This is a genomic window from Mesorhizobium sp. M5C.F.Cr.IN.023.01.1.1, assembly GCF_003997585.1.
GTDB classification, from domain to species: domain Bacteria; phylum Pseudomonadota; class Alphaproteobacteria; order Rhizobiales; family Rhizobiaceae; genus Mesorhizobium; species Mesorhizobium wenxiniae.
In genome coordinates this window covers 40,793-59,357 of record NZ_RZSU01000011.1, presented here as the reverse complement: position 1 = coordinate 59,357, position 18,565 = coordinate 40,793, and the positions used below count along the sequence as shown (strand labels likewise).

Annotated in this window: 19 protein-coding genes and 1 pseudogene; 14 read left to right on the top strand and 6 right to left on the bottom strand. The window is 62.5% G+C overall.

Annotation, left to right across the window (positions count from 1 at the left end; genetic code table 11):
- Positions 1–99: 99 nt before the first annotated feature.
- From EOA78_RS07085 to EOA78_RS07050, 8 genes are all read left to right on the top strand, one after another.
- A complete protein-coding gene (locus EOA78_RS07085; protein WP_127314498.1) occupies positions 100–1,035 on the top strand; it encodes a DMT family transporter in 936 nt (311 codons plus the stop codon).
- A gap of 133 nt (positions 1,036–1,168) precedes the next feature.
- A complete protein-coding gene (locus EOA78_RS07080) occupies positions 1,169–1,816 on the top strand; it encodes a thiamine phosphate synthase (protein ID WP_127314497.1) in 648 nt (215 codons plus the stop codon).
- Between the two features lies 1 nt (position 1,817).
- Positions 1,818–2,849, top strand: coding sequence for a tetratricopeptide repeat protein (locus EOA78_RS07075; protein ID WP_245477418.1), 1,032 nt, complete (start codon positions 1,818–1,820; stop codon positions 2,847–2,849).
- A gap of 172 nt (positions 2,850–3,021) precedes the next feature.
- Positions 3,022–3,588 carry an elongation factor P gene (gene efp, locus EOA78_RS07070; protein ID WP_065011342.1) on the top strand — a complete coding sequence of 189 codons (567 nt, stop codon included), beginning with the start codon at positions 3,022–3,024 and terminating at the stop codon, positions 3,586–3,588.
- A 41-nt stretch (positions 3,589–3,629) separates the two neighbouring features.
- Complete coding sequence (locus tag EOA78_RS07065) at positions 3,630–4,430, top strand: inositol monophosphatase family protein (protein WP_127314495.1); 801 nt, start codon at positions 3,630–3,632, stop codon at positions 4,428–4,430.
- A 107-nt stretch (positions 4,431–4,537) separates the two neighbouring features.
- Entirely contained in the window at positions 4,538–5,230 is a 693-nt protein-coding gene (locus EOA78_RS07060; RefSeq protein ID WP_127314494.1) for a hemolysin III family protein, read from the top strand.
- A 113-nt stretch (positions 5,231–5,343) separates the two neighbouring features.
- Positions 5,344–6,366 carry a MotA/TolQ/ExbB proton channel family protein gene (locus EOA78_RS07055; protein WP_127314493.1) on the top strand — a complete coding sequence of 341 codons (1,023 nt, stop codon included), beginning with the start codon at positions 5,344–5,346 and terminating at the stop codon, positions 6,364–6,366.
- A gap of 1 nt (position 6,367) precedes the next feature.
- Complete coding sequence (locus tag EOA78_RS07050) at positions 6,368–7,399, top strand: peptidoglycan -binding protein (RefSeq protein WP_029348904.1); 1,032 nt, start codon at positions 6,368–6,370, stop codon at positions 7,397–7,399.
- A gap of 228 nt (positions 7,400–7,627) precedes the next feature.
- Here the strand turns inward: EOA78_RS07050 and EOA78_RS07045 are convergent.
- Positions 7,628–7,980 (bottom strand): annotated as a pseudogene (locus EOA78_RS07045) (DUF1304 domain-containing protein).
- 186 nt (positions 7,981–8,166) lie between these two features.
- Here EOA78_RS07045 and EOA78_RS07040 point away from each other — a divergent pair.
- Both EOA78_RS07040 and EOA78_RS07035 read left to right on the top strand, forming a co-directional pair.
- Positions 8,167–9,651 (top strand): carboxypeptidase M32, encoded by a 1,485-nt coding sequence (locus EOA78_RS07040; protein WP_127314492.1) that lies wholly within the window; start codon positions 8,167–8,169, stop codon positions 9,649–9,651.
- Positions 9,652–9,703: 52 nt separating this feature from the next.
- On the top strand, positions 9,704–11,884 hold the full coding sequence (locus EOA78_RS07035) for a DUF3857 domain-containing transglutaminase family protein (protein WP_164783663.1): 2,181 nt from the start codon (positions 9,704–9,706) through the stop codon (positions 11,882–11,884).
- Between the two features lie 8 nt (positions 11,885–11,892).
- Here the strand turns inward: EOA78_RS07035 and EOA78_RS07030 are convergent, their stop codons facing one another.
- Complete coding sequence (locus tag EOA78_RS07030; RefSeq protein WP_127314490.1) at positions 11,893–13,746, bottom strand: ABC transporter transmembrane domain-containing protein; 1,854 nt, start codon at positions 13,744–13,746, stop codon at positions 11,893–11,895.
- A 203-nt stretch (positions 13,747–13,949) separates the two neighbouring features.
- Here EOA78_RS07030 and rpmE point away from each other — a divergent pair, with 203 nt between their 5' ends.
- Both rpmE and EOA78_RS07020 read left to right on the top strand, forming a co-directional pair.
- Positions 13,950–14,171, top strand: a complete 222-nt coding sequence (gene rpmE / locus EOA78_RS07025) for a 50S ribosomal protein L31 (protein WP_006327661.1) — start codon at positions 13,950–13,952, stop codon at positions 14,169–14,171.
- A gap of 104 nt (positions 14,172–14,275) precedes the next feature.
- Positions 14,276–14,776: a hypothetical protein gene (locus EOA78_RS07020; RefSeq protein WP_127314524.1), complete on the top strand. Its 501-nt coding sequence runs from the start codon at positions 14,276–14,278 to the stop codon at positions 14,774–14,776.
- A 9-nt stretch (positions 14,777–14,785) separates the two neighbouring features.
- On the opposite strand, the gene EOA78_RS07015 is transcribed toward EOA78_RS07020, so the two are convergent.
- On the bottom strand, positions 14,786–15,427 hold the full coding sequence (locus EOA78_RS07015) for a TetR/AcrR family transcriptional regulator (protein WP_127314489.1): 642 nt from the start codon (positions 15,425–15,427) through the stop codon (positions 14,786–14,788).
- Positions 15,428–15,539: 112 nt separating this feature from the next.
- Between EOA78_RS07015 and EOA78_RS07010 the strand changes: the two genes are divergently transcribed.
- Together EOA78_RS07010 and EOA78_RS07005 are read left to right on the top strand one after the other, a co-directional pair.
- Positions 15,540–16,373: an NAD(P)H-binding protein gene (locus EOA78_RS07010; protein ID WP_127314488.1), complete on the top strand. Its 834-nt coding sequence runs from the start codon at positions 15,540–15,542 to the stop codon at positions 16,371–16,373.
- Position 16,374: 1 nt separating this feature from the next.
- Positions 16,375–16,854 carry an anthrone oxygenase family protein gene (locus EOA78_RS07005; protein ID WP_127314487.1) on the top strand — a complete coding sequence of 160 codons (480 nt, stop codon included), beginning with the start codon at positions 16,375–16,377 and terminating at the stop codon, positions 16,852–16,854.
- A 28-nt stretch (positions 16,855–16,882) separates the two neighbouring features.
- Here the strand turns inward: EOA78_RS07005 and EOA78_RS07000 are convergent, their stop codons facing one another.
- From EOA78_RS07000 to EOA78_RS06990, 3 genes are all read right to left on the bottom strand, one after another.
- Positions 16,883–17,197 (bottom strand): SelT/SelW/SelH family protein, encoded by a 315-nt coding sequence (locus EOA78_RS07000; RefSeq protein ID WP_135934349.1) that lies wholly within the window; start codon positions 17,195–17,197, stop codon positions 16,883–16,885.
- A 62-nt stretch (positions 17,198–17,259) separates the two neighbouring features.
- Positions 17,260–18,009: a YebC/PmpR family DNA-binding transcriptional regulator gene (locus EOA78_RS06995; RefSeq protein ID WP_127314485.1), complete on the bottom strand. Its 750-nt coding sequence runs from the start codon at positions 18,007–18,009 to the stop codon at positions 17,260–17,262.
- A 221-nt stretch (positions 18,010–18,230) separates the two neighbouring features.
- Complete coding sequence (locus EOA78_RS06990) at positions 18,231–18,554, bottom strand: metalloregulator ArsR/SmtB family transcription factor (RefSeq protein WP_127314484.1); 324 nt, start codon at positions 18,552–18,554, stop codon at positions 18,231–18,233.
- Between the last annotated feature and the right edge of the window lie 11 nt (positions 18,555–18,565).

Sequence of the window (18,565 nt, the reverse complement as noted above, 5' to 3'; positions counted from 1 at the left end):
ATTTAATTAGGCACGGCCGGCATATCACCTATCGCAAAACATGGGAAGCGCTGGTGCCGCATGGGATTATCAACCATCAGAATTCGAGAGGTAATCTTCATGGACAGCACGGTACGCGGCACAATCGAGATGATGGCCGCAATGGCCATCCTCGGCACGATCGGATGGTTCGTCGTCATGTCGGGCGAGCCCATCATGGACGTCGTCTTCTGGCGCTGCGCCTTCGGCGCGATAACGCTGCTGATCATCTGCGCTGCCCTGGGATTGCTGCGCGGCAGGTTGTCGCTGCGCATCGTGGCGATTGCGGCGCTCGGGGGCGCGGCCATCGTCATCAACTGGTTGCTGCTGTTCAGTTCGTTTTCCCACGCCTCGATCTCGATCGCCACGGCAGTCTACAACACCCAGCCCTTCATGCTGGTCGGCTTTGGCGCGCTCTTCTTCTCAGAGCGGCTGACCATGACGAAGCTGGCCTGGCTCGGCATCGCCTTCGCCGGCATGCTGCTGATCGTGCAGGCCTCGCCTGATGTGGGGCCCGATGCAGGTCCTAATACAGGCACAGGCAATGTCGGTACGGATTATTTTACCGGCATCGCAATGGCGCTGGGTGCGGCTTTCTTCTGGGCTGTCGCCGCCATCGTCACCAAGAAGCTCAAAGGCACGCCACCGCACCTGATCGCCCTGATCCAGGTCTGCGTCGGCGTCGTCATGCTGGCACCCTTCGCCAACCTTTCCCACCTTCCCGCCGATGCGTGGAGCTGGAGCATGCTGACGACGCTTGGCGTCGTCCATACCGGTCTGATGTACATCCTGATGTACGGCGCCATTCAGAAACTGCCGACGCATCTGCAGGGGTCGCTGTCTTTTATCTACCCTGTGGTCGCGATCCTGGTTGATGTCGTCGCCTTCGACCACCGGCTGCATCCGGCCCAGATCGTCGGCGCCGCCGCCATCCTGGTCGCTGCCGCCGGCATGAATCTTGGCTGGACACTGTGGAAATCGAAGATCCCAGCCGAGAGCACCCAGGCGGTCAAGTGAGCGAAGAACGTCGCCGGACGACAATCATGCGCCAATGATCCTGCCCCGCCCGCCTGTTCAAGGCCGGCACTTTGCTTTATGCCGCAATGCAACCATCTTCGCCCGGCATAGGCGAAAACCGGGATCGAAACCAATGAACGACGCAACGCCTCCAAATCGCTGCCGCATCGTGCTGATCGCGCCGCCCGGCGTGCCGGCTGAGCGCATCGGCGCGGCGTTCGAGGGCGGCGACGTCGCCTCGCTGATCCTGCCCGAGAACGGCATGGACGAGGTCTCCTTCCAGGCCTTCGCCGAACAGATCGTGCCGGCGGCGCAAGCGGCAGGCGTTGCCGTCGTCATTGCCGGCGACACCCGCATCGCCGGCCGCGTCCAGGCAGATGGTATCCATGTCGAGGTCGGCAAGGCCGAACTCGCCGAGACGATCGAACGTTTTCACGCAAAAATGATGGTCGGCACCGGCGGCGCCAAGACACGCGACGATGCGCTGGAACTCGGCGAGCTCAGGCCCGACTACATCTTCTTCGGCCGCTTCGGCTACGACAACAAGCCGGAGCCGCACCCGCGCAACCTGTCGCTGGGGCAATGGTGGGCCGATGTGATCCAGATCCCTTGCATCGTCATGGCCGGGTCCGACCTCGCCTCGGTCGAAGCGGTAGCTGCCACCGGCGCCGAATTCGTGGCGCTGTCCAGCGCCGTCTTTGCCGACGGCGTCGACCCGAAGATGGCAGTCGCCAGCGCCAATGCGCTGCTCGACGAAACCGCGCCGCGTTTCGAGGACTGACGTGCCGGCGCGGACAATCCTTTTCGGTGCTTTGCTTGCGGCGCTCACGGTGCAGGCCGCCGTGGCGGAAACCGCCCCCTTGCCGCAAGCCAAGCCCGACATCGGTGCAAGCACGGACAAGCCGATCGCCGCGCCGCTGCCGCAGCCCGCCACCACGGCCCCGTTGCCGTCGGCCGACGCCATCAATCCCGACCGCTTCGGTGCAAAGCCGTCGGATTCTGCCTATGGCGCTTTCCAGCGCGGCCTTTACAAGACGGCCTACAACCTCGCTTTGGCTCGCGCCCAAAACGGCGACCCGGCGGCGCAGACATTGGTAGCGGAGATATTGTCGCGCGGTCTTGGCGTGCCGGTCAACGCTGCGGAGGCGGCAAAGTGGTACGCGCTTGCCGCCGAGCAGGGGATACCAGAATCGCAGTTCCAGTATGCGCTGATGCTGCTCGACGGCCGCTACGTCAAGAAGGACGAAAAGGGGGCCTACGCGCTGATGCAGGCCGCCGCCGAGGCCGGCAACCGTCTGGCACAGTTCAATTTCGCGCAGTTGCTGGTCCAGCAGGACCCCGGCGACTCCGGCATCGCGAAGGCCGTGTCCTACTATCAGCGCGCCGCCGCGACCGGCCTTGCCGACGCGCAATATGCGATGGCGCAGGTCTATGCCAATGGCGTCGGCGGCAAGCCGCGCGACGATGTTCAAGCGCGCGGCCTGCTGGCGCAGGCAGCACGGCAGAACTATGATACGGCGCAGATCGATCTCGCCGCTTGGATGATCGAGGGACGTGGTGGCGTCCGCGACCTGAAGTCCGCCTTCGGCTGGATGAAACAGGCCGCCGAGAGCGGCAATGTCGCCGCCCAGAACCGCCTTGCCAAGCTTTACATGGGCGGCATCGGCACCGATCCGGATCCGATCCTTGCCGGCGCCTGGTACGTCGTCGCACGGCGCGCCGGGCTGATCGATCCGCAGATGGACGATTTTCTGCAGGGCCTGACCGACGACCAGACGAAGCAGGCGCTGCAGAAGGCCAACCGCCTGCCGTAAGCGTCGCGGACGGTGAATTATCTGGCAGCGAATGCTGACGAGGGAATGGCTCCGCCCCTACTCCCCCTCCTGCCCACTCCCTTGTCCACTCCCTTGCCTCTCCTGGCGATTTGTGGTCTTGGAGGCGCCAAATCGCTTTCATCGCGAAAATCTCATTCCGGATCACATCATCATGGCCAAGATCAATGGCAACGAAATCCGTCCCGGCAACGTCATCGAGCATGATGGCGGCCTGTGGGTGGCGGTCAGGACCAACACTGTCAAGCCCGGCAAGGGCGGCGCCTATAACCAGGTCGAGCTGAAGAACCTGATCAACGGCACCAAGCTTAACGAGCGTTTCCGCTCTGCCGAAACCGTCGAACAGATCCGGCTGGAGATGAAGGATTTCTCCTACCTCTACGAGCAGGGCGAAGCGCTTGTGTTCATGGACACCGAAAGCTACGAGCAGCTTGAACTGCAAAAGGATTTCGTCGGCGATCGCGCCGCCTTCCTGCAGGACGGCATGATGGTGACGGTCCAGCTCTATGATGAAAGGCCGATCGGCATTTCACTGCCCGACCAGGTGACGCTGACCATCACCGAGGCCGATCCGGTGGTGAAGGGTCAGACGGCCGCCTCATCCTATAAGCCGGCGATGCTGGAGAACGGCATCCGCGTACTGGTGCCGCCGTTTATCGGGTCGGGCGAACGTATCATCGTCGACACTAACGAAATCACTTACGTGCGCCGCGCCGACTAAAGCGCCCGGCAGCAGGAAAAAGCGCAGCAGGAAAAAGTACAATGGCGCGTTCCGCGATCCTCAATGTAATGGTCCAGGCCGCCATGAAGGCTGGCCGCTCGCTGTCGCGCGATTTCGGCGAAGTCCAGAACCTGCAGGTCTCGATGAAGGGGCCGGGCGACTATGTCAGCCAGGCCGACCGCAAGGCCGAAGACATCCTTTTCACCGAGCTGTCGAAGGCGCGGCCGGGCTACGCCTTCCTGATGGAGGAGCGCGGCCTGATCGAAGGCGACGACGGCCAGCACCGCTGGATCGTCGACCCGCTCGACGGCACCACCAATTTCCTGCACGGCATTCCGCTCTTCGCCATCTCGATCGCGCTGGAGCGTCAGGGCCAGATCGTCGCCGGCGTCGTCTACAATCCGGCGATGGACGAACTCTACACTGCCGAGCGCGGCGGCGGCGCCTTTATGAACGACCGCCGGTTGCGGGTCGCCGGCCGCACCAAGCTGATCGACACGGTGATCGGCTGCGGCGTGCCGCATCTCGGGCGCGGCCAGCATGGCAATTTCCTGGTCGAGCTGCGCAACGTGATGGCCGAAGTCTCGGGCGTGCGCCGCCTCGGCTCTGCCTCGCTCGATCTCGCCTACGTCGCTGCCGGCCGCATGGACGGGTTCTGGGAAACCGGCCTGTCGGCCTGGGACGTCGCCGCCGGCATCCTGCTGATCCGCGAAGCGGGCGGCTTCATCTCCGACTTCGCCGGCGGGCAGAACATGCTGGATGGCGGCTCGATCGTCGCCGGCAACGAGATCATCCAGCGCGCGCTGTTGAAAACCGTCAGGAAGCCGGTGACGCCGCGCTAAGCACAGCTAGCAGAGTTGGCGCGCTGAACCGCCGCAGTCGCAAAACCGCAACCAAAGCTTGAAATACTGTCCGGCATTCGTCCAGATAAGGGGATGCAGGATCATTCATGACGCATACCGGCCCCGAATCCCGGATCGAAATCCCCTTCATGGGGCGCTGGCATTATTCGCGCGCCGAAATGATCGCGGACGGCATCGTCCATGCGGTGGGCATCGTACTCGCCATTGCCGCCGGCTCGGCGCTGCTGGCGCTGGCCTCCTTCCATGCCGGTCCGGGCGAATATATCGCCGCCGCTTTCTACGTGGTTTCGCTGCTCACCGTTCTGTCGGTGTCGCTGGCCTATAACCTGTGGCCGGTTTCGTCGCCGGCCAAGTGGATATTGCGGCGCTTCGACCATGCCGCGATCTATCTGCTGATCGCCGCGACCTACACGCCTTTCCTCGCCCAGCTCGACGGCTCGCCGCTGGCCGTCTCGATGATCGTCCTGGTCTGGGTCGCGGCAGCGATCGGCATCGCCATCAAAGTGCTTCTTCCAGGTCGCTTCGACCGGCTGGCGATCGTCTTCTATCTCGCCATCGGCTGGAGCGGCATCGTTCTTGTCGAGCCGCTGGTCCAGACATTGCCGACGACGTCGATCGCGCTGATCGTTGCCGGCGGCATCGTCTATTCCTGCGGCGTCATCTTCTTCGCCTGGAAGGGCCTGCGCTTCCACAATGCGCTGTGGCACGGCTTTGTCGTCACCGGCGCCGGCCTGCATCTTGCCGCCATGGTCGACTGCCTGGTCATCAACCGACTCTGACGCCAATGGTCCAGCCGGCAATATTGCCAAGCGCCATTCAATTTGGTCACAATTGCGTTTAGAGTCGCCGTCAAACGTGAATTGACGGCAGCGGCATCGGAAACGGGGCACGGATGGCTTTTCTCAAATCCTTCGGCGTGGGCAGACGCTCCGACGTCCTGATGTACGATCCGCACAAATTGTCGAGCCCGCAGGTTTTTCTGCTGACCATGGTCATCTTCCTGATGATCGTCGCCTTCATCGCCGCCATCCTGACCCGTCAGATCTCAAGCGCTTTCGCCACCAATCCCGGTCTCAACGGCCTGATCATCGGCGTGCTTGTGGTCGGCATCCTGCTGGCCTTCGTGCAGGTCGGCCGGCTGTTTCGCGAAGTGCGCTGGGTCAACTCCTTTCGGGCCGGCTCCGAAACAACCGAGCCGGTGCTGCTGGCGCCGATGAAGGCGATGATCGGCCGCTCGTCGACGATCGCCTTCTCGACCAGCTCGATGCGCACCATGCTCGATTCGATCGCCACCCGCCTCGACGAAAGCCGCGATACCTCGCGCTACCTTGTCGGGCTGCTGGTGTTCCTTGGCCTGCTCGGCACCTTCTGGGGCCTGCTCAACACGATCGGCTCGATCCGCGAAACTATTGACTCGCTCGATCCCGGCTCCGGCGATGCCGCCGCCGTGCTCGAATCGCTGAAGCAGGGGCTTTCCGCGCCGCTCGCCGGCATGGGCACCGCCTTCTCGTCGTCGCTGTTTGGCCTGTCCGGTTCCCTGGTGCTCGGCTTCCTCGACCTGCAGGCTGGCCGCGCCCAGACACGCTTCTATACCGAGCTCGAAAACTGGCTGTCCTCGGTCACCGACCTGTCCTCCGACATCGTCGTCGCCGAACCGCCCAAGGCCGAGTCCTCCGACGAGATCCGCGTCCTGTCGGAAAGGCTGCGCAACATGCAGGAAAACGGCGGCGCCAATCCGCGTGTCGCCACCGCCATGGCCAATCTTGCCGACGGCATTTCGGGCCTGGTCAAGAACATGCGCTCGGAGCAGCAGATCATGCGCGACTGGGTCGAGGCCCAGTCGGACGAGCAGAAGGCTATGCGCAATACGCTGGAGAAGATCGCCGACGCCCTGAAGAAGACTGGAGTCCATTAGCATGGCTCTCGCCAGGAGCCGGCGTACCGATCGCCGTATCGATTACTGGCCAGGCTTCGTCGACGCGCTGTCGACGTTGCTGCTGGCGATCATGTTCCTGCTCACCGTCTTCGTGCTGGCGCAGTTCCTGCTCGGCCGCGAAATCTCCGGCAAGGACACGGTACTCAACCGCCTCAACTTGCAGATAAACGAACTGACCCAGCTTCTGGCGCTGGAGCGCTCGACGACGCAGGACAAGGAAGATTCGCTCGCCAATTTGCAGGCGTCGCTGTCGGCGTCGGAGGCGGAAAAGAGCCGGCTCGAGCAATTGCTGGCGCAAGGCGCCGGTGCCGGCGACGCGGCCAACCAGCGCGCCACGGCGCTTTCTGGTGAACTCGACAACCAGCGCCAGATCAGCCAGCAGGCGCTGAGCCAGGTCGAAATCCTCAACCAGCAGATCGCGGCGCTGCGCAGGCAGATCGGAGCGCTCGAAGAAGCTCTCAACGTGTCCGAAACGCGCGACCGCGAGTCCAACACCAAGATCGCCGATCTCGGCCGCCGCCTGAACGTCGCGCTGGCGCAACGGGTGCAGGAACTGAACCGCTATCGGTCCGACTTCTTCGGGCGCTTGCGCGAGATCCTCGCCGATCGCGAGAACATCCGCATAGTCGGCGACCGCTTCGTCTTCCAGTCGGAAGTGCTTTTCCCGACAGGCTCCGAAGTGATCAACGATGCCGGCAAGGACGAGATGAAGAAGCTCGCCGACGCCATTATCGACCTGCAGAAGGAGATCCCGCCGGAGATCAACTGGGTGCTGCGCGTCGACGGCCACACCGATGACAAGCCGCTATCGGGCACCGGCCGCTACCGCGACAATTGGGAATTGTCGACGGCGCGCTCGACCTCGGTGGTGAAGTTCCTGATCGAAAACGGCGTGCCGGCCAACCGGCTGGTTGCGGCCGGCTTCGGCGAATTCCAGCCGCTCGACCCCGCCGACACCGAAGACGCACGCAACAAGAACCGCCGCATCGAGCTGAAACTGACCGAGCGCTGATCGCCCCGGCTCCAGCGGCGGCCGATTTAGTGCGCCGATGCGGGCTAGCAAGGCTGAAAAGATTACCTTTTTTGACTACACTTTGCCGAGGACCGCTCCTAGGCTCTGTCACGGGGCCAAGAACCGCCGGCGGTGGAACTATCCATCGCGACGCTACGGAACCGACGGCCCACGGCCGGAAGGTGGCGTCCCAACCGCCGCCTTCCCATCAATTCCGATTTTTCGGGGTCATGCGCCCAGCCAAAGTACGATCAGCGCCAGCACTGCCGGTAGAGTCTGGATGTAGAGGATTTTCCTGTCGACCGTCGCCGCACCGTAGAGGCCGGCGATAGCGACGCAGAGCAGGAAAAACACCTTGATCTGGAAACCGGCCTCGCCGAGGTAAAGCCCCAGATCAGCCCGGCCGCGAGAAAGCCGTTGTAAAGCCCCTGGTTGGCCGCAAGCACTTTCGATGCGCTGGCGAATTCCGGCGTCAGCTTGAACGCCTTGTGGCCGCGCGGCGTATCCCACAGCACCATCTCCAGATAGACGATGTAGAGGTGGATCAGCGCCACCAACCCGACCAGCACGTTGGCGATCATGCTTCATCTCCCGTCGCGGCACGGCGCCGCCTTGTGATATTGATCACGCACGCCACCGCTCCCGCAAGACGCATTGCGGCGTGCATCGTGCTAGCAACCAATGTGCCCATCGCCGACGGCCTTCAGGGTTGCCAATATCAGCGCATTGGTATCTTTTCCCGCCGTTCAAATTCAGCGGAACCCACCATGTCCTTTCAAAAACTCGACGACCTCGGTCACAAGCTCGAAGCGCTGGAGCATGCGCTCGCCATTCTCGGCGCCGACGAGGCGACCCACATGGCCGTCGGCGGCGGCGAAAAGCGCGCTGAGGCAATGTCGGCGCTGGCCGGCATGCATCACGCCAGAGCGACCGCGCCGGAGATCGCCGACTGGATCGCTGCGGCCGAGCAGGAAACGCTGAACGAAGAACAGCAGGCAGCGGTCAAGGAATTCCGGCGGCAGTATACCAACCTGACCTGCCTGCCGGTTGAATTCGTCGAGCGCCAAACGACCGCGCGCATGCGCTCCGAGCAGCTCTGGCGCGACCTGCGCGCGAAAAACGACTGGGCAGGATTTTTGCCGGCGCTCGAAGGCGTCGTGGCGCTGGTGCGCGAGGAAGCAGCACTTCGCGCCGACGTGCTCCGCCTCGATCCCTACGACGCGCTGATGGAGCAGTACGATCCCGGCAACCGCGCCGCCGACATCACGCCGGTCTTCGCCGAGCTGAAGACCTTCCTTAGGGATTTCGTACCGGAGGCACTGGCCGTGCAGGAAGAGCGGCTGGCGAAAAACCCTCTGAAGCCGCTTTCGGGCAGCTACGCGATCGAAAAGCAGCGCGAGCTTGGCCTCGCCATGATGGCGGCGGTCGGCTTCGACCTCACCCACGGCTCGCTTTCGGTTTCGCATCATCCGTTCTGCGGCGGCGTGCCGAGCGACGTGCGCATCACCACCCGCTACAAGACCTCCGACTTCCTGTCGGCACTGATGGGCGTGCTGCACGAAACCGGCCATGCGCTTTACGAACAGAACCTGCCGAAGGCATGGGCGCACTGGCCGCTTGGCAAAGCGCGCGGCATGGCCGTGCATGAAAGCCAGAGCCTGTTCGTCGAAAAGCAGATCGGCCGCAACCCCGAATTCTGGCGCTGGGCGCTGCCGGTGGTCGAACGGCAGCTGGGCGAGACCTGGTCGATCGACGACATCCTGCCGCATGTTCATAGGGTCGAGCGCGGGCTGATCCGCGTCGACGCCGACGAGGTCACATATCCGCTGCACGTCATCCTGCGCTACGAGCTTGAGCAGGAGCTTGTCTCGGGACGGCTGGAGGCCGCCGACCTGGCCGAGGCTTGGGAGGCCAAGATGCGCGACTATCTCGGCCTGTCGACCATCGACAACCCGGCCGACGGGCCGATGCAGGACGTGCACTGGCCGGGTGCTGCCTTCGGCTATTTCCCGTCCTATACGCTGGGCGCCATGATGGCGGCGCAGCAATGGGCGGCGCTGACCAGAGACCATCCTTCGGTCGACGAAGACCTCGCCACGGGAAATTTCGCGGCGATCAACGACTGGCGCCGTGAAAGGATCTGGTCGCAAGGTTCGCGCTGGTCGACACCCGACCTGCTCGAACGCGCGACGGGTGAAAAGCTCAATGCAGTGCATTTCACCCAGCATCTGCGCAAGCGGTACGGCGGCTGAATACGCCACACCCAAAGTCGCTTCCTGCTATCGGAGGCTGCAAAAAACCTGCATGGCCAGGCTTTACTTTGGCTGGAAAGGCACAGAAAAAGGGCTTTCTTCAAGTCTGCGGGGGCAGATGTCGGCCTGTATCAGTTTTCGTGAAGTCAAGTCTTTCCGGTGCCTCGTCATCCTTTTCGGCCTGCTGATCGGCCTGAATTCTCCCGCCATGTCCGACGACATGGTTCTCAGGGGCCCGACGGAAAGCTGGGTAAAGCAGGTTGATATTCCGGCTGCCGACCCTGCGCGATCGGATCAGGTCAAAAACGGCATTTCATGGCTGCTCTCGGACGATCAGATCAATCACCGCGCCGTCGGCTATGTTGAATACTGGCGCACTGTCTACAAGATCGTCGACCGTCCCGGCCTCGAACAGGGCGCGGGGATCGATCTGCAGTTCGACCCGTCCCGGCACAAGGTCACGCTCAACCATCTTCAAATCATCCGCGATGGTGCCGTGCTGGACCGACTGGAAGACGTCAAATTCGACATTTTCCGCAAGGAAAAAGACGCCGAGAAAGGCGTCTTCGATGGCTGGCTGACAGCGCATGCCAATATCGATGACGTGCGCGTCGGCGACATCATCGACTATGGATCGACCTATGAGGTAACCCCGCTCGTCGGGAAGGAGCTTTTCTTCAAAAGTTTCGCGTCCGAATGGGAAGAACCGGTAGCGCTTATCAGGACCATTATCACCTGGCCGACCGCACAGCCGCTGCACGTCAAGACACGGGGAACCCAACTCCGGCCTTCGATCTCTTCATCGGGATCGGACAGTGTCTATATGTGGGAAATTGCAAACCCGAAACCGGTCAAGGTTGAGGACAATCTGCCGGCAGAGTATCCGGCCTGGGGCTCTGTCGATGTATCCTCCACGGCGAATTGGCAAAGTGTGGTCGATGCAGTTGCGGCCCATTATAAGCCCGTCACCAGCTTTCCTGCCGACTTCGCCGCAAAGCTCGATGCTATAGCCATCAAGCATCCGGTACCCGCGGACCGGATGGTCCAGGCGATGCAGTTGGTGCAGGATCAGATACGCTATGTCAGCCTGTCGATCGGTGCCGGATCTCACATTCCGCGCGACCCTGCGACTGTCCTGCGTAGCGGATTTGGTGATTGCAAAGACAAGGCATTGCTGCTTGCTTCGTCGCTCGTGCGACTTGGCATTTCTGCCGAAGTGGCCCTGGCGGATCTCGACCAGGGACGGGCCCTGGATCAGCATCTGCCGGCGCTTAGCAATTTCGATCATGCTATCGTGAAGGTAAAGATCGGAACCCAGACATATTGGCTGGACGCCACCAACGATCTTCAAGGGGGTAAGGCGCACAATTTCGTGCAAGCCGACTACGGCTTCGCGCTGCCGCTTTCCAGCACTGGCGGATTGGAAAAGATGCCAAGTCCGGTGCTTACCAGCCCGTCGGTCCAGGTTGAGGAACAGTTCGACTTTCCAAGGAAGTCGGGCGACCCGCTGACGCTGACGGTCTTCTCGATGTATGAAGACGCCTACGCCGACTGGATGCGTCAAAAACTGGCCAGCCAGTCCTTGACCGATCTCTCCAACACCTATCTGCAATACTACAGCAAGCAGTATCCCGGTATCCGAAGCATCGCCGGACTGGATATCATCGACCGCCGTGACGGCAACGTCCTGAGTGTAAAAGAGAGTTACCAGTTGCCGGCAGACGCGCTGGCGGCCAACGACCTTGCCAAGCAATTTACCATCAAGGCCGATCTCGGGGGCAGTCTTCCGACGCCAACGATGGTCGGCAGGATCGGTCCTATTTCTCTCGGCACTCCATTTTACAAGCGCTACAGCATCGTCCTGCGCAATCTGAAAGCCAGGTTTTCCGGGGAGCAGATAAAGGACGTCATTACGCCCTATGTCTCGCTCAAGGCATCCTGGAGCAACACCCCAACCGAATTTCGTGTTGGTTGGAACTTCCAGACATTGGAGACGGAGGTGCCGGCCAAGGCGATCGTCGATTATCTGAAATCCGTTGACGACATCGCCGACAACCTCCAGTGGCAGTATGATTTTACTTACGAAGACCCGCCGCTGGCGAAGGTGAAGGTCCGCGATCCGGCCATGGAACAACGGCAAGTTATCGCCAGCATGTTTTTACTGTCCCTGCTCGTCGGAGTTCCACTCTTCATCGCTTATCGGCGCAGCAGACACTCAGTTTTCGGTGGCTGATAAAAACTTCAGCAGCCTGTTGGCTGGCTGGAGGGTGGCCCCGTCAGGGTTGCCCGATGCTGCTCCGCGGCACCTCTGAAAGCATTCGCCCCGGTTTCGAACTGCAGCTTGGCCAGCCGCGCATAGATACCGCCCCTGGCAACGAGGCTTTGATGGGTGCCTTCCTCGACGATGCAGCCGCCATCCATGACGAGGATCCGGTCGGCCTTCAGAACCGTCGCCAGCCGGTGGGCGATAACGATGGTGGTGCGGCCCTGCATCAGCCGCTCCAGCGCCGTCTGCACCAGCGTCTCGCTTTCGGCGTCGAGTGCCGAGGTCGCCTCGTCGAGCAGAAGGATCGGCGCATCCCGCAGAATCGCGCGGGCAATCGCCACGCGCTGGCGCTGGCCGCCGGACAGGGTCACGCCGCGCTCGCCGACCTCGCTGTCATAGCCTTTCTCGAGCTTCAGGATGAACTCGTCGGCAAGCGCATCCTTGGCCGCCGCCTCGATCTCGGCCTGGCTGGCGTCCGGACGGCCGAAGCCGATATTGTCACGCGCGCTGGCCGCGAAGATGGTGACATCCTGCGGCACAATGGCGATGCGCTCTCGTATGGCGACGGGATCGGCCTCGCGCACATTTACGCCGTCGATCATGATCTTGCCGATCTCGGGGTCATAGAAGCGCAGAAGCAGCGAAAAGACGGTGCTCTTGCCGGCGCCCGACGGGCCGACGATCGCCACCGTCTCGCCGGACTTGACCTGGAAACTCAGACCGTGGACGGCGGCGCGGTCGGGCCCGGCCGGATAGGAGAAGGATACGTCGTCGAAACTTATTGCGCCTCTGGCCGTCGCCGGCAGCAGTTTCGGATGCAGGGGGGCTTGGATCGCGGGCTTCTCGGCCAGGATCTCGGTCAGCCGTTCGGCAGCACCCGCCGCCTGGGCAAGCTCGCCCCACACTTCCGACAGCGCACCGAGGGCGCCGGCGGCGAACACCGAATAGAGCAGGAATTGGCCGAGCGTGCCCGGCGACAGCGTGCCGCCAAGCACGTCGCGCGATCCGAACCACAGCACCGCCACCACCGAGGAAAAGATCATGAAGATGGCGAAGAAGGTGAGGAAAGATCGGGCAAAGATCGAAGATCGCGCCGCCTCGAACGCGGCTTCCACGGCAGATGAAAAATTCCCGGTGACCAGTTTCTCGTTGGTGAAGGCCTGCAGCGTGCGCACCGCGCCGATCTGCTCGCTGGCATAGGCCGTGGCGTCGGCCAGCGTGTCCTGCGCCAGCCGCGATTTGCGCCGCACCGAGCGGCCGAAGGCGACCAGCGGCAGCACGATCACCGGGATAGCGGCAATGACGAGGCCCGACAGTTTCGGGCTGGTGAAGACCATCATCGCCACGGCGCCGAGACCGAGTATGACGTTGCGCAGCGCCACCGATGCGGTGGCACCGACCGCCGACTTGACCTGCGTCGTGTCGGCGGCGAGCCGCGACACAATCTCGCCTGACTGAGCCGTGTCGAAGAAAGACGGCGACAGCGTCGTGACATGGCGGAAGACATCGCTGCGGATGTCGGCGACGACGCGCTCGCCCAGCGTGATGACGAAATAGTAGCGGCTGGCCGACGCCGCGGCGAGCAAGGCAGCCATCACCACCAGCATGGCGAAATACTCGGCGATGAAACTGGAATCGGAAGCTGAAAAGCCGTGGTCGATCATGCGCCGCACGGCCAGCGGCAGCGCCAGCGTCGTCGCCGCCGCTACGGTCAGCGAGACGACCGCGCCAATGACCATCTTCCGGTAGCGGGTGACATAGGGGAACAGGCCCCGCAGCGGCTTGAGCGAGCGCCTACGCTCGTCTGCATCGCCGCTGGTGTGCGCCATGACCGTTTCCTCTGGCTCTTTTTGTATGCGCCTTAATATGCGCTTGCCGCGGCCTTGTGATTCAATTCCGGCTGATGTATAGGCTCGCCGACCGTTTTTAAAAGCCGTGGCTCCTCAATAGCTGCGGCTTCGAGTTTTAAAAAGGGGCGCATCGACGCAGGCTTTATGCCCGTCAGCAGCGCCGGCGAACCAGGAATAGCACAATGAAGACCGACATCCATCCCGACTACCACACCATCAAGGTCGTCATGACCGACGGCACCGAATACATGACCCGTTCGACCTGGGGCAAGGAGGGCGACACGATGAACCTCGACATCGACCCGACCACCCATCCGGCCTGGACCGGCGGTCAGCAGACCCTGCTCGACCGCGGCGGCCGCCTCTCCAAGTTCAAGAAGCGTTTCGAAGGATTTGGCCTCTAAGCCCCAGGCCTTTCGCAGATCAGGAACCCGCCCTCGTGGCGGGTTTTTTGTTGACCGGAGCCACCCGGCACAGGAGGGTCGACTGGTTGGCGAAGGACGGCGACATGATGGCATTCAACGATGAACGATGGTCCGGCCTCACGGGCGGATACAAGGTCGTTTATGATCCACGACCGGCCTTGCGAAGGCTGGCCGTTCACTACGATGACAAGTCGGTCTGGGACGAGCTCTGGAACGAACTGCATCATCAGGGCGATGTTGGAGACGCATCTTACGCCGCGGTTGTGGAACTGACTCGCATCTCCGAAGGCCAAACTCCAGTATATTGGGGAGCTTACGGCCTGGCCGCGACGATCGAAGAAGCGCGATTGGCCTACGACCGGAACCCGCCGATTCCGGATTGGATCGAACCGCACTACAAAACTGCGTGGCAGATCCTTTTCGAATTGGCCTTGCGGGATCTGGCAGTTTCGGCGGACGACCCGACCGTAAACTGCGCATTGGCCGTTGTCGCCCTTCATAGAGGCCGGTTCAGCCTCGGCCGCATGGCGATGTGCGCGGAAGATGAGCGCACGGAAATGCTACGGGATTATTTCGGCCGGTAGTCTCCGGCTCTATTCGCCGACCAGTTCGCGCAGCGCCATCCGCTTGTAGGCCGCAACCAGCCGGTCGCCTTCTTGCCGCCCGACCGAGATCGCCAGCCGCATGGTGGCCTCGCCCATCTGCCAGATGAGAAACGCCGTCGTTTCCAGCGCCGCCGGATCGGCGGTGGGGCGCAGCCGCTTCAGCACGGCGGTGAGGAATTCGGCGTTGGCCCGGCTGTCGGCAAGCTCGAGTTCGCGCAGCGCCTTGTCGGCCTGTGTGCCCGACCAGATGTCGCGCATCACCGGCTCGGCCAGGAACAGCCCGTAATAGATATCCACCAGCTCCGAAAATGCCCGTCGCAGCTCTTCGGCATCGCTGACTTCTGCAAGTGCTGCGGAGATGCAGGCCTGGCTTTCGGCGGTGTAGCGCTCGGCCAGCGCCCAGACGATCGCCCGCTTGTCCGGAAAGAACTGGTAGAGCGAACCGATCGACACGCCGGCCCGTTCCGCCACTTCGCCCATGCGCATGGCATCGCTGCCTTGCTCGGCGATCAGCGCGGAGGCTGCGGCCAGCATCCGCTCGACCCGCTCGCGGCTGCGTTGCTGGCTTGGCGCCCGGCGCGGGGATGCGATCTGGCCATCCTGTGAACCCGAAACGGTCGAGCCTTCCATCACTGTCTCCTGGCTATGATCGATAAATTGGCTTGACTCGCAAAATACGAGGATTTATCACGTTTTGCAAATGTGAGGATTGCTCATGTTTTCTAGATAAAGGAGAACCACCATGAACGACACAGCGAAAAAACCGACTTTGATCCTCGGCGGCACCGGCAAAACCGGCCGTCGTCTCGCGGACAGGCTGACGGCGCAAGGCCTGCCGGTGCGGATCGGCTCGCGCTCGGGCACGCCGCCCTTCGACTGGGAAAACAACACGACCTGGGAACACGCGCTTGATGGTGTCGGCGCCGTCTACATCAGCTACTATCCTGATCTTGCGGTGCCCGGTGCGGCCGAAGCGGTCGGCGCCTTCGCCAACCTTGCCGTGGAGCGCGGTGTGCGCCGGCTGGTGCTGCTGTCGGGGCGCGGCGAAACGGAAGCGCAACGCGCCGAAGAGATGCTGAAGGCCTCAGGCGCCGACTGGACGATCCTGCGCTGCGCCTGGTTTTCGCAGAATTTCAGCGAGAGTTTTTTGCTCGATCCACTGCACGCCGGTGAGGTGGCTTTGCCGGTCGGCACTGTCGGAGAGCCGTTCGTCGACGCCGACGATATCACCGACGCCGCCGTGACGGTGCTCACCCGGCAAGGCCATGTCGGCCAGCTGTACGAGCTGACTGGACCAAGGCTGCTGAGTTTCGCCGACGCGATCGCCGAGATCGGCAAGGCGAGCGGCCGCGACATTCGGTTCAAACGGATTTCGCATGCCGAGTTCACCGCCGCAGTAGCCGGGTACGAGTTGCCGGCCGAGTTCGCCTGGCTGCTCAACGAGTTGTTCACCGAGGTGCTCGACGGCCGCAACGAGGCGCTAACCGACGGCGTCGAGCGCGTGCTCGGCCGCGCCCCCAAAGACTTTTCCACTTATGCAACCGAAACCGCCGCTACGGGCATCTGGAGCAACTGACATGATCATGAAGCTGCTTCCCGCCCTCACCTTCATTGCCGCGCTCGGCTCGGGCGTCGTCGCTGGTGTCTTCTTCGCATTTTCCAGCTTCGTCATGCCGGGCCTCGCCCGCATGCCTGCCGCGGGCGGCATCGCCGCCATGAATTCGATCAATGTCACTGCGGTGACGCCGATGTTCATGACGGCGCTTTTCGGCACCGGACTGGTCTGCCTCGTCCTCGCAGTCGGCGCTATCATCGGCTGGAACCAGCCGGGTTCGTTTTGGCTTCTCGCCGGCGCCCTGACCTACGTCGTCGGCAACCTGATCGTGACCATGATCTTCAACGTGCCGCTCAACAACGCGCTGGCCGCCGTCGATCCGGCCGGCGCCAACGGCGCCGCCGTGTGGGCCACCTATCTCAGGGACTGGGTGATGTGGAACCACGTCCGCACCATAACCGCAATCGTGGCGCTGGGCTGCTTTATCGTGGCGTGGCGGTGAATGAGGGCAGAAATCTAAAAGACCTGCGTCAGGCAGCAGGGTCTTTTGACTTGTGGCCCTTACGATCGGCATGACCGAGATCGCGATCCGGATCGATGACGTCGCGGACCAGTTGCTTGAGCTTTGCGGCATCGGGAAAGCCGCCGTCGCGCTTGCGGTCCCACACAAGCGTCTCGTTGCAGCTGATGGTGAAGATGCCGCCGGTGCCGGGCACCAGCGTGACCTCGCCCAGATCCGTTCCGAAAGTCGAGAGCAGCTCCTGCGCCATCCAGCCGGCCCGCAGCAGCCACTGGCACTGCGTGCAATAGGTGATGCGGACCTGAGGCAGCGCCTGTGGGATCATCTCGGACTGAGCTTTGCTCATGTCAGACTGAGCTTTGCTCATGTCTTCGGGCTGAGCTGTGCTCATGCGGCGCTGAGCTTCGCCATGGTCTCGTCGTCGACCTCGAAATTGGCGTAGACACTCTGCACGTCGTCATCGTCCTCAAGCGTCGCGACCAGCTTCATCAGCGATTGTGCCCGCTCCTCGTCGACCGCGATGTTGGTTTGCGGCTTCCAGATCGGCTTCACCGATTCAGCCTCGCCGAGCGCCCCTTCCAGCGCCTTCGACACTTCGCCGAGGTTCTCGAAGGCGCAATAGATCGTGTGGCCTTCCTCGTCCGACTGGACGTCGTCGGCACCGGCTTCGATCGCCGCGTCCATGACCTTCTCGGCACTGCCGGCTGACGCCGGATAGAAGATCTCGCCGACACGGTCCCACATGAACGACACCGAGCCGGTTTCGCCCATCGCCCCACCGGCCTTGGTGAAGGCGGCGCGCACATTCGACGCCGAGCGGTTGCGGTTGTCGGTCAGCGCCTCGACGATCAGCGCAACGCCGCCCGGCCCGTAGCCTTCGTAGCGCACGGCTTCGTAAGTCTCGGCGTCGCCCATCGACGCCTTGTTGATGGCGCGCTGGATATTGTCCTTCGGCATCGACACCGCTTTGGCGTTCTGCACGGCCAAGCGCAGGCGCGGGTTCATCGACGGATCCGGCGTGCCGCTCTTGGCGGCGACGGTTATTTCGCGCGCCAGTTTGGAAAACATTTTCGACCGCACCGCGTCCTGGCGGCCCTTGCGGTGCATGATGTTCTTGAACTGTGAATGGCCAGCCATGGCACCCCTGTCGTCTTCTTGGCAGAGCATCCTGCAGCGAGACCTCGCCTTTTGCCAAAATGCTCGAATTCATAATTTCAGAGCGTTCCTGGTGCGTCCGGATGGACGTACGGCGCTCTATGTCGGAATGGCCGGCTTATAGATAAATCGGCTCAATTCGTCCAGCCGCGCCGTAACGGTGGGTGCGCAACACGCCCGCCAGCTGCATTTCCTGCAGCCATTCACCCGTCCAGATCGGATTTCAGCCGGTCGAGAATGCTGATCGCATGCGTGGCGTACTGGCTGATCCAGCGGTCGTGGATCTGCTTGATCGGCAGCGCATTGAGATGGTTCCAGCGCTCGCGCCCCTCGCGCCGCGCCACCACCAGGTCGGCTTCCTCCAACACTTTCAGATGCAGCATGACGGTGCAGCGGTCCATGTCGGGAAAGGCATCGCACAGCATGCCGGTGGTCCGCGGCGCGTCCTTCAGTTCGTCCAGCAGTGCTCGCCGGCGCGGATGCGCCAGCGCCTTGAAAACATCGTCGTCCTGCGCTTGGCTTGACATGTTATATTTTT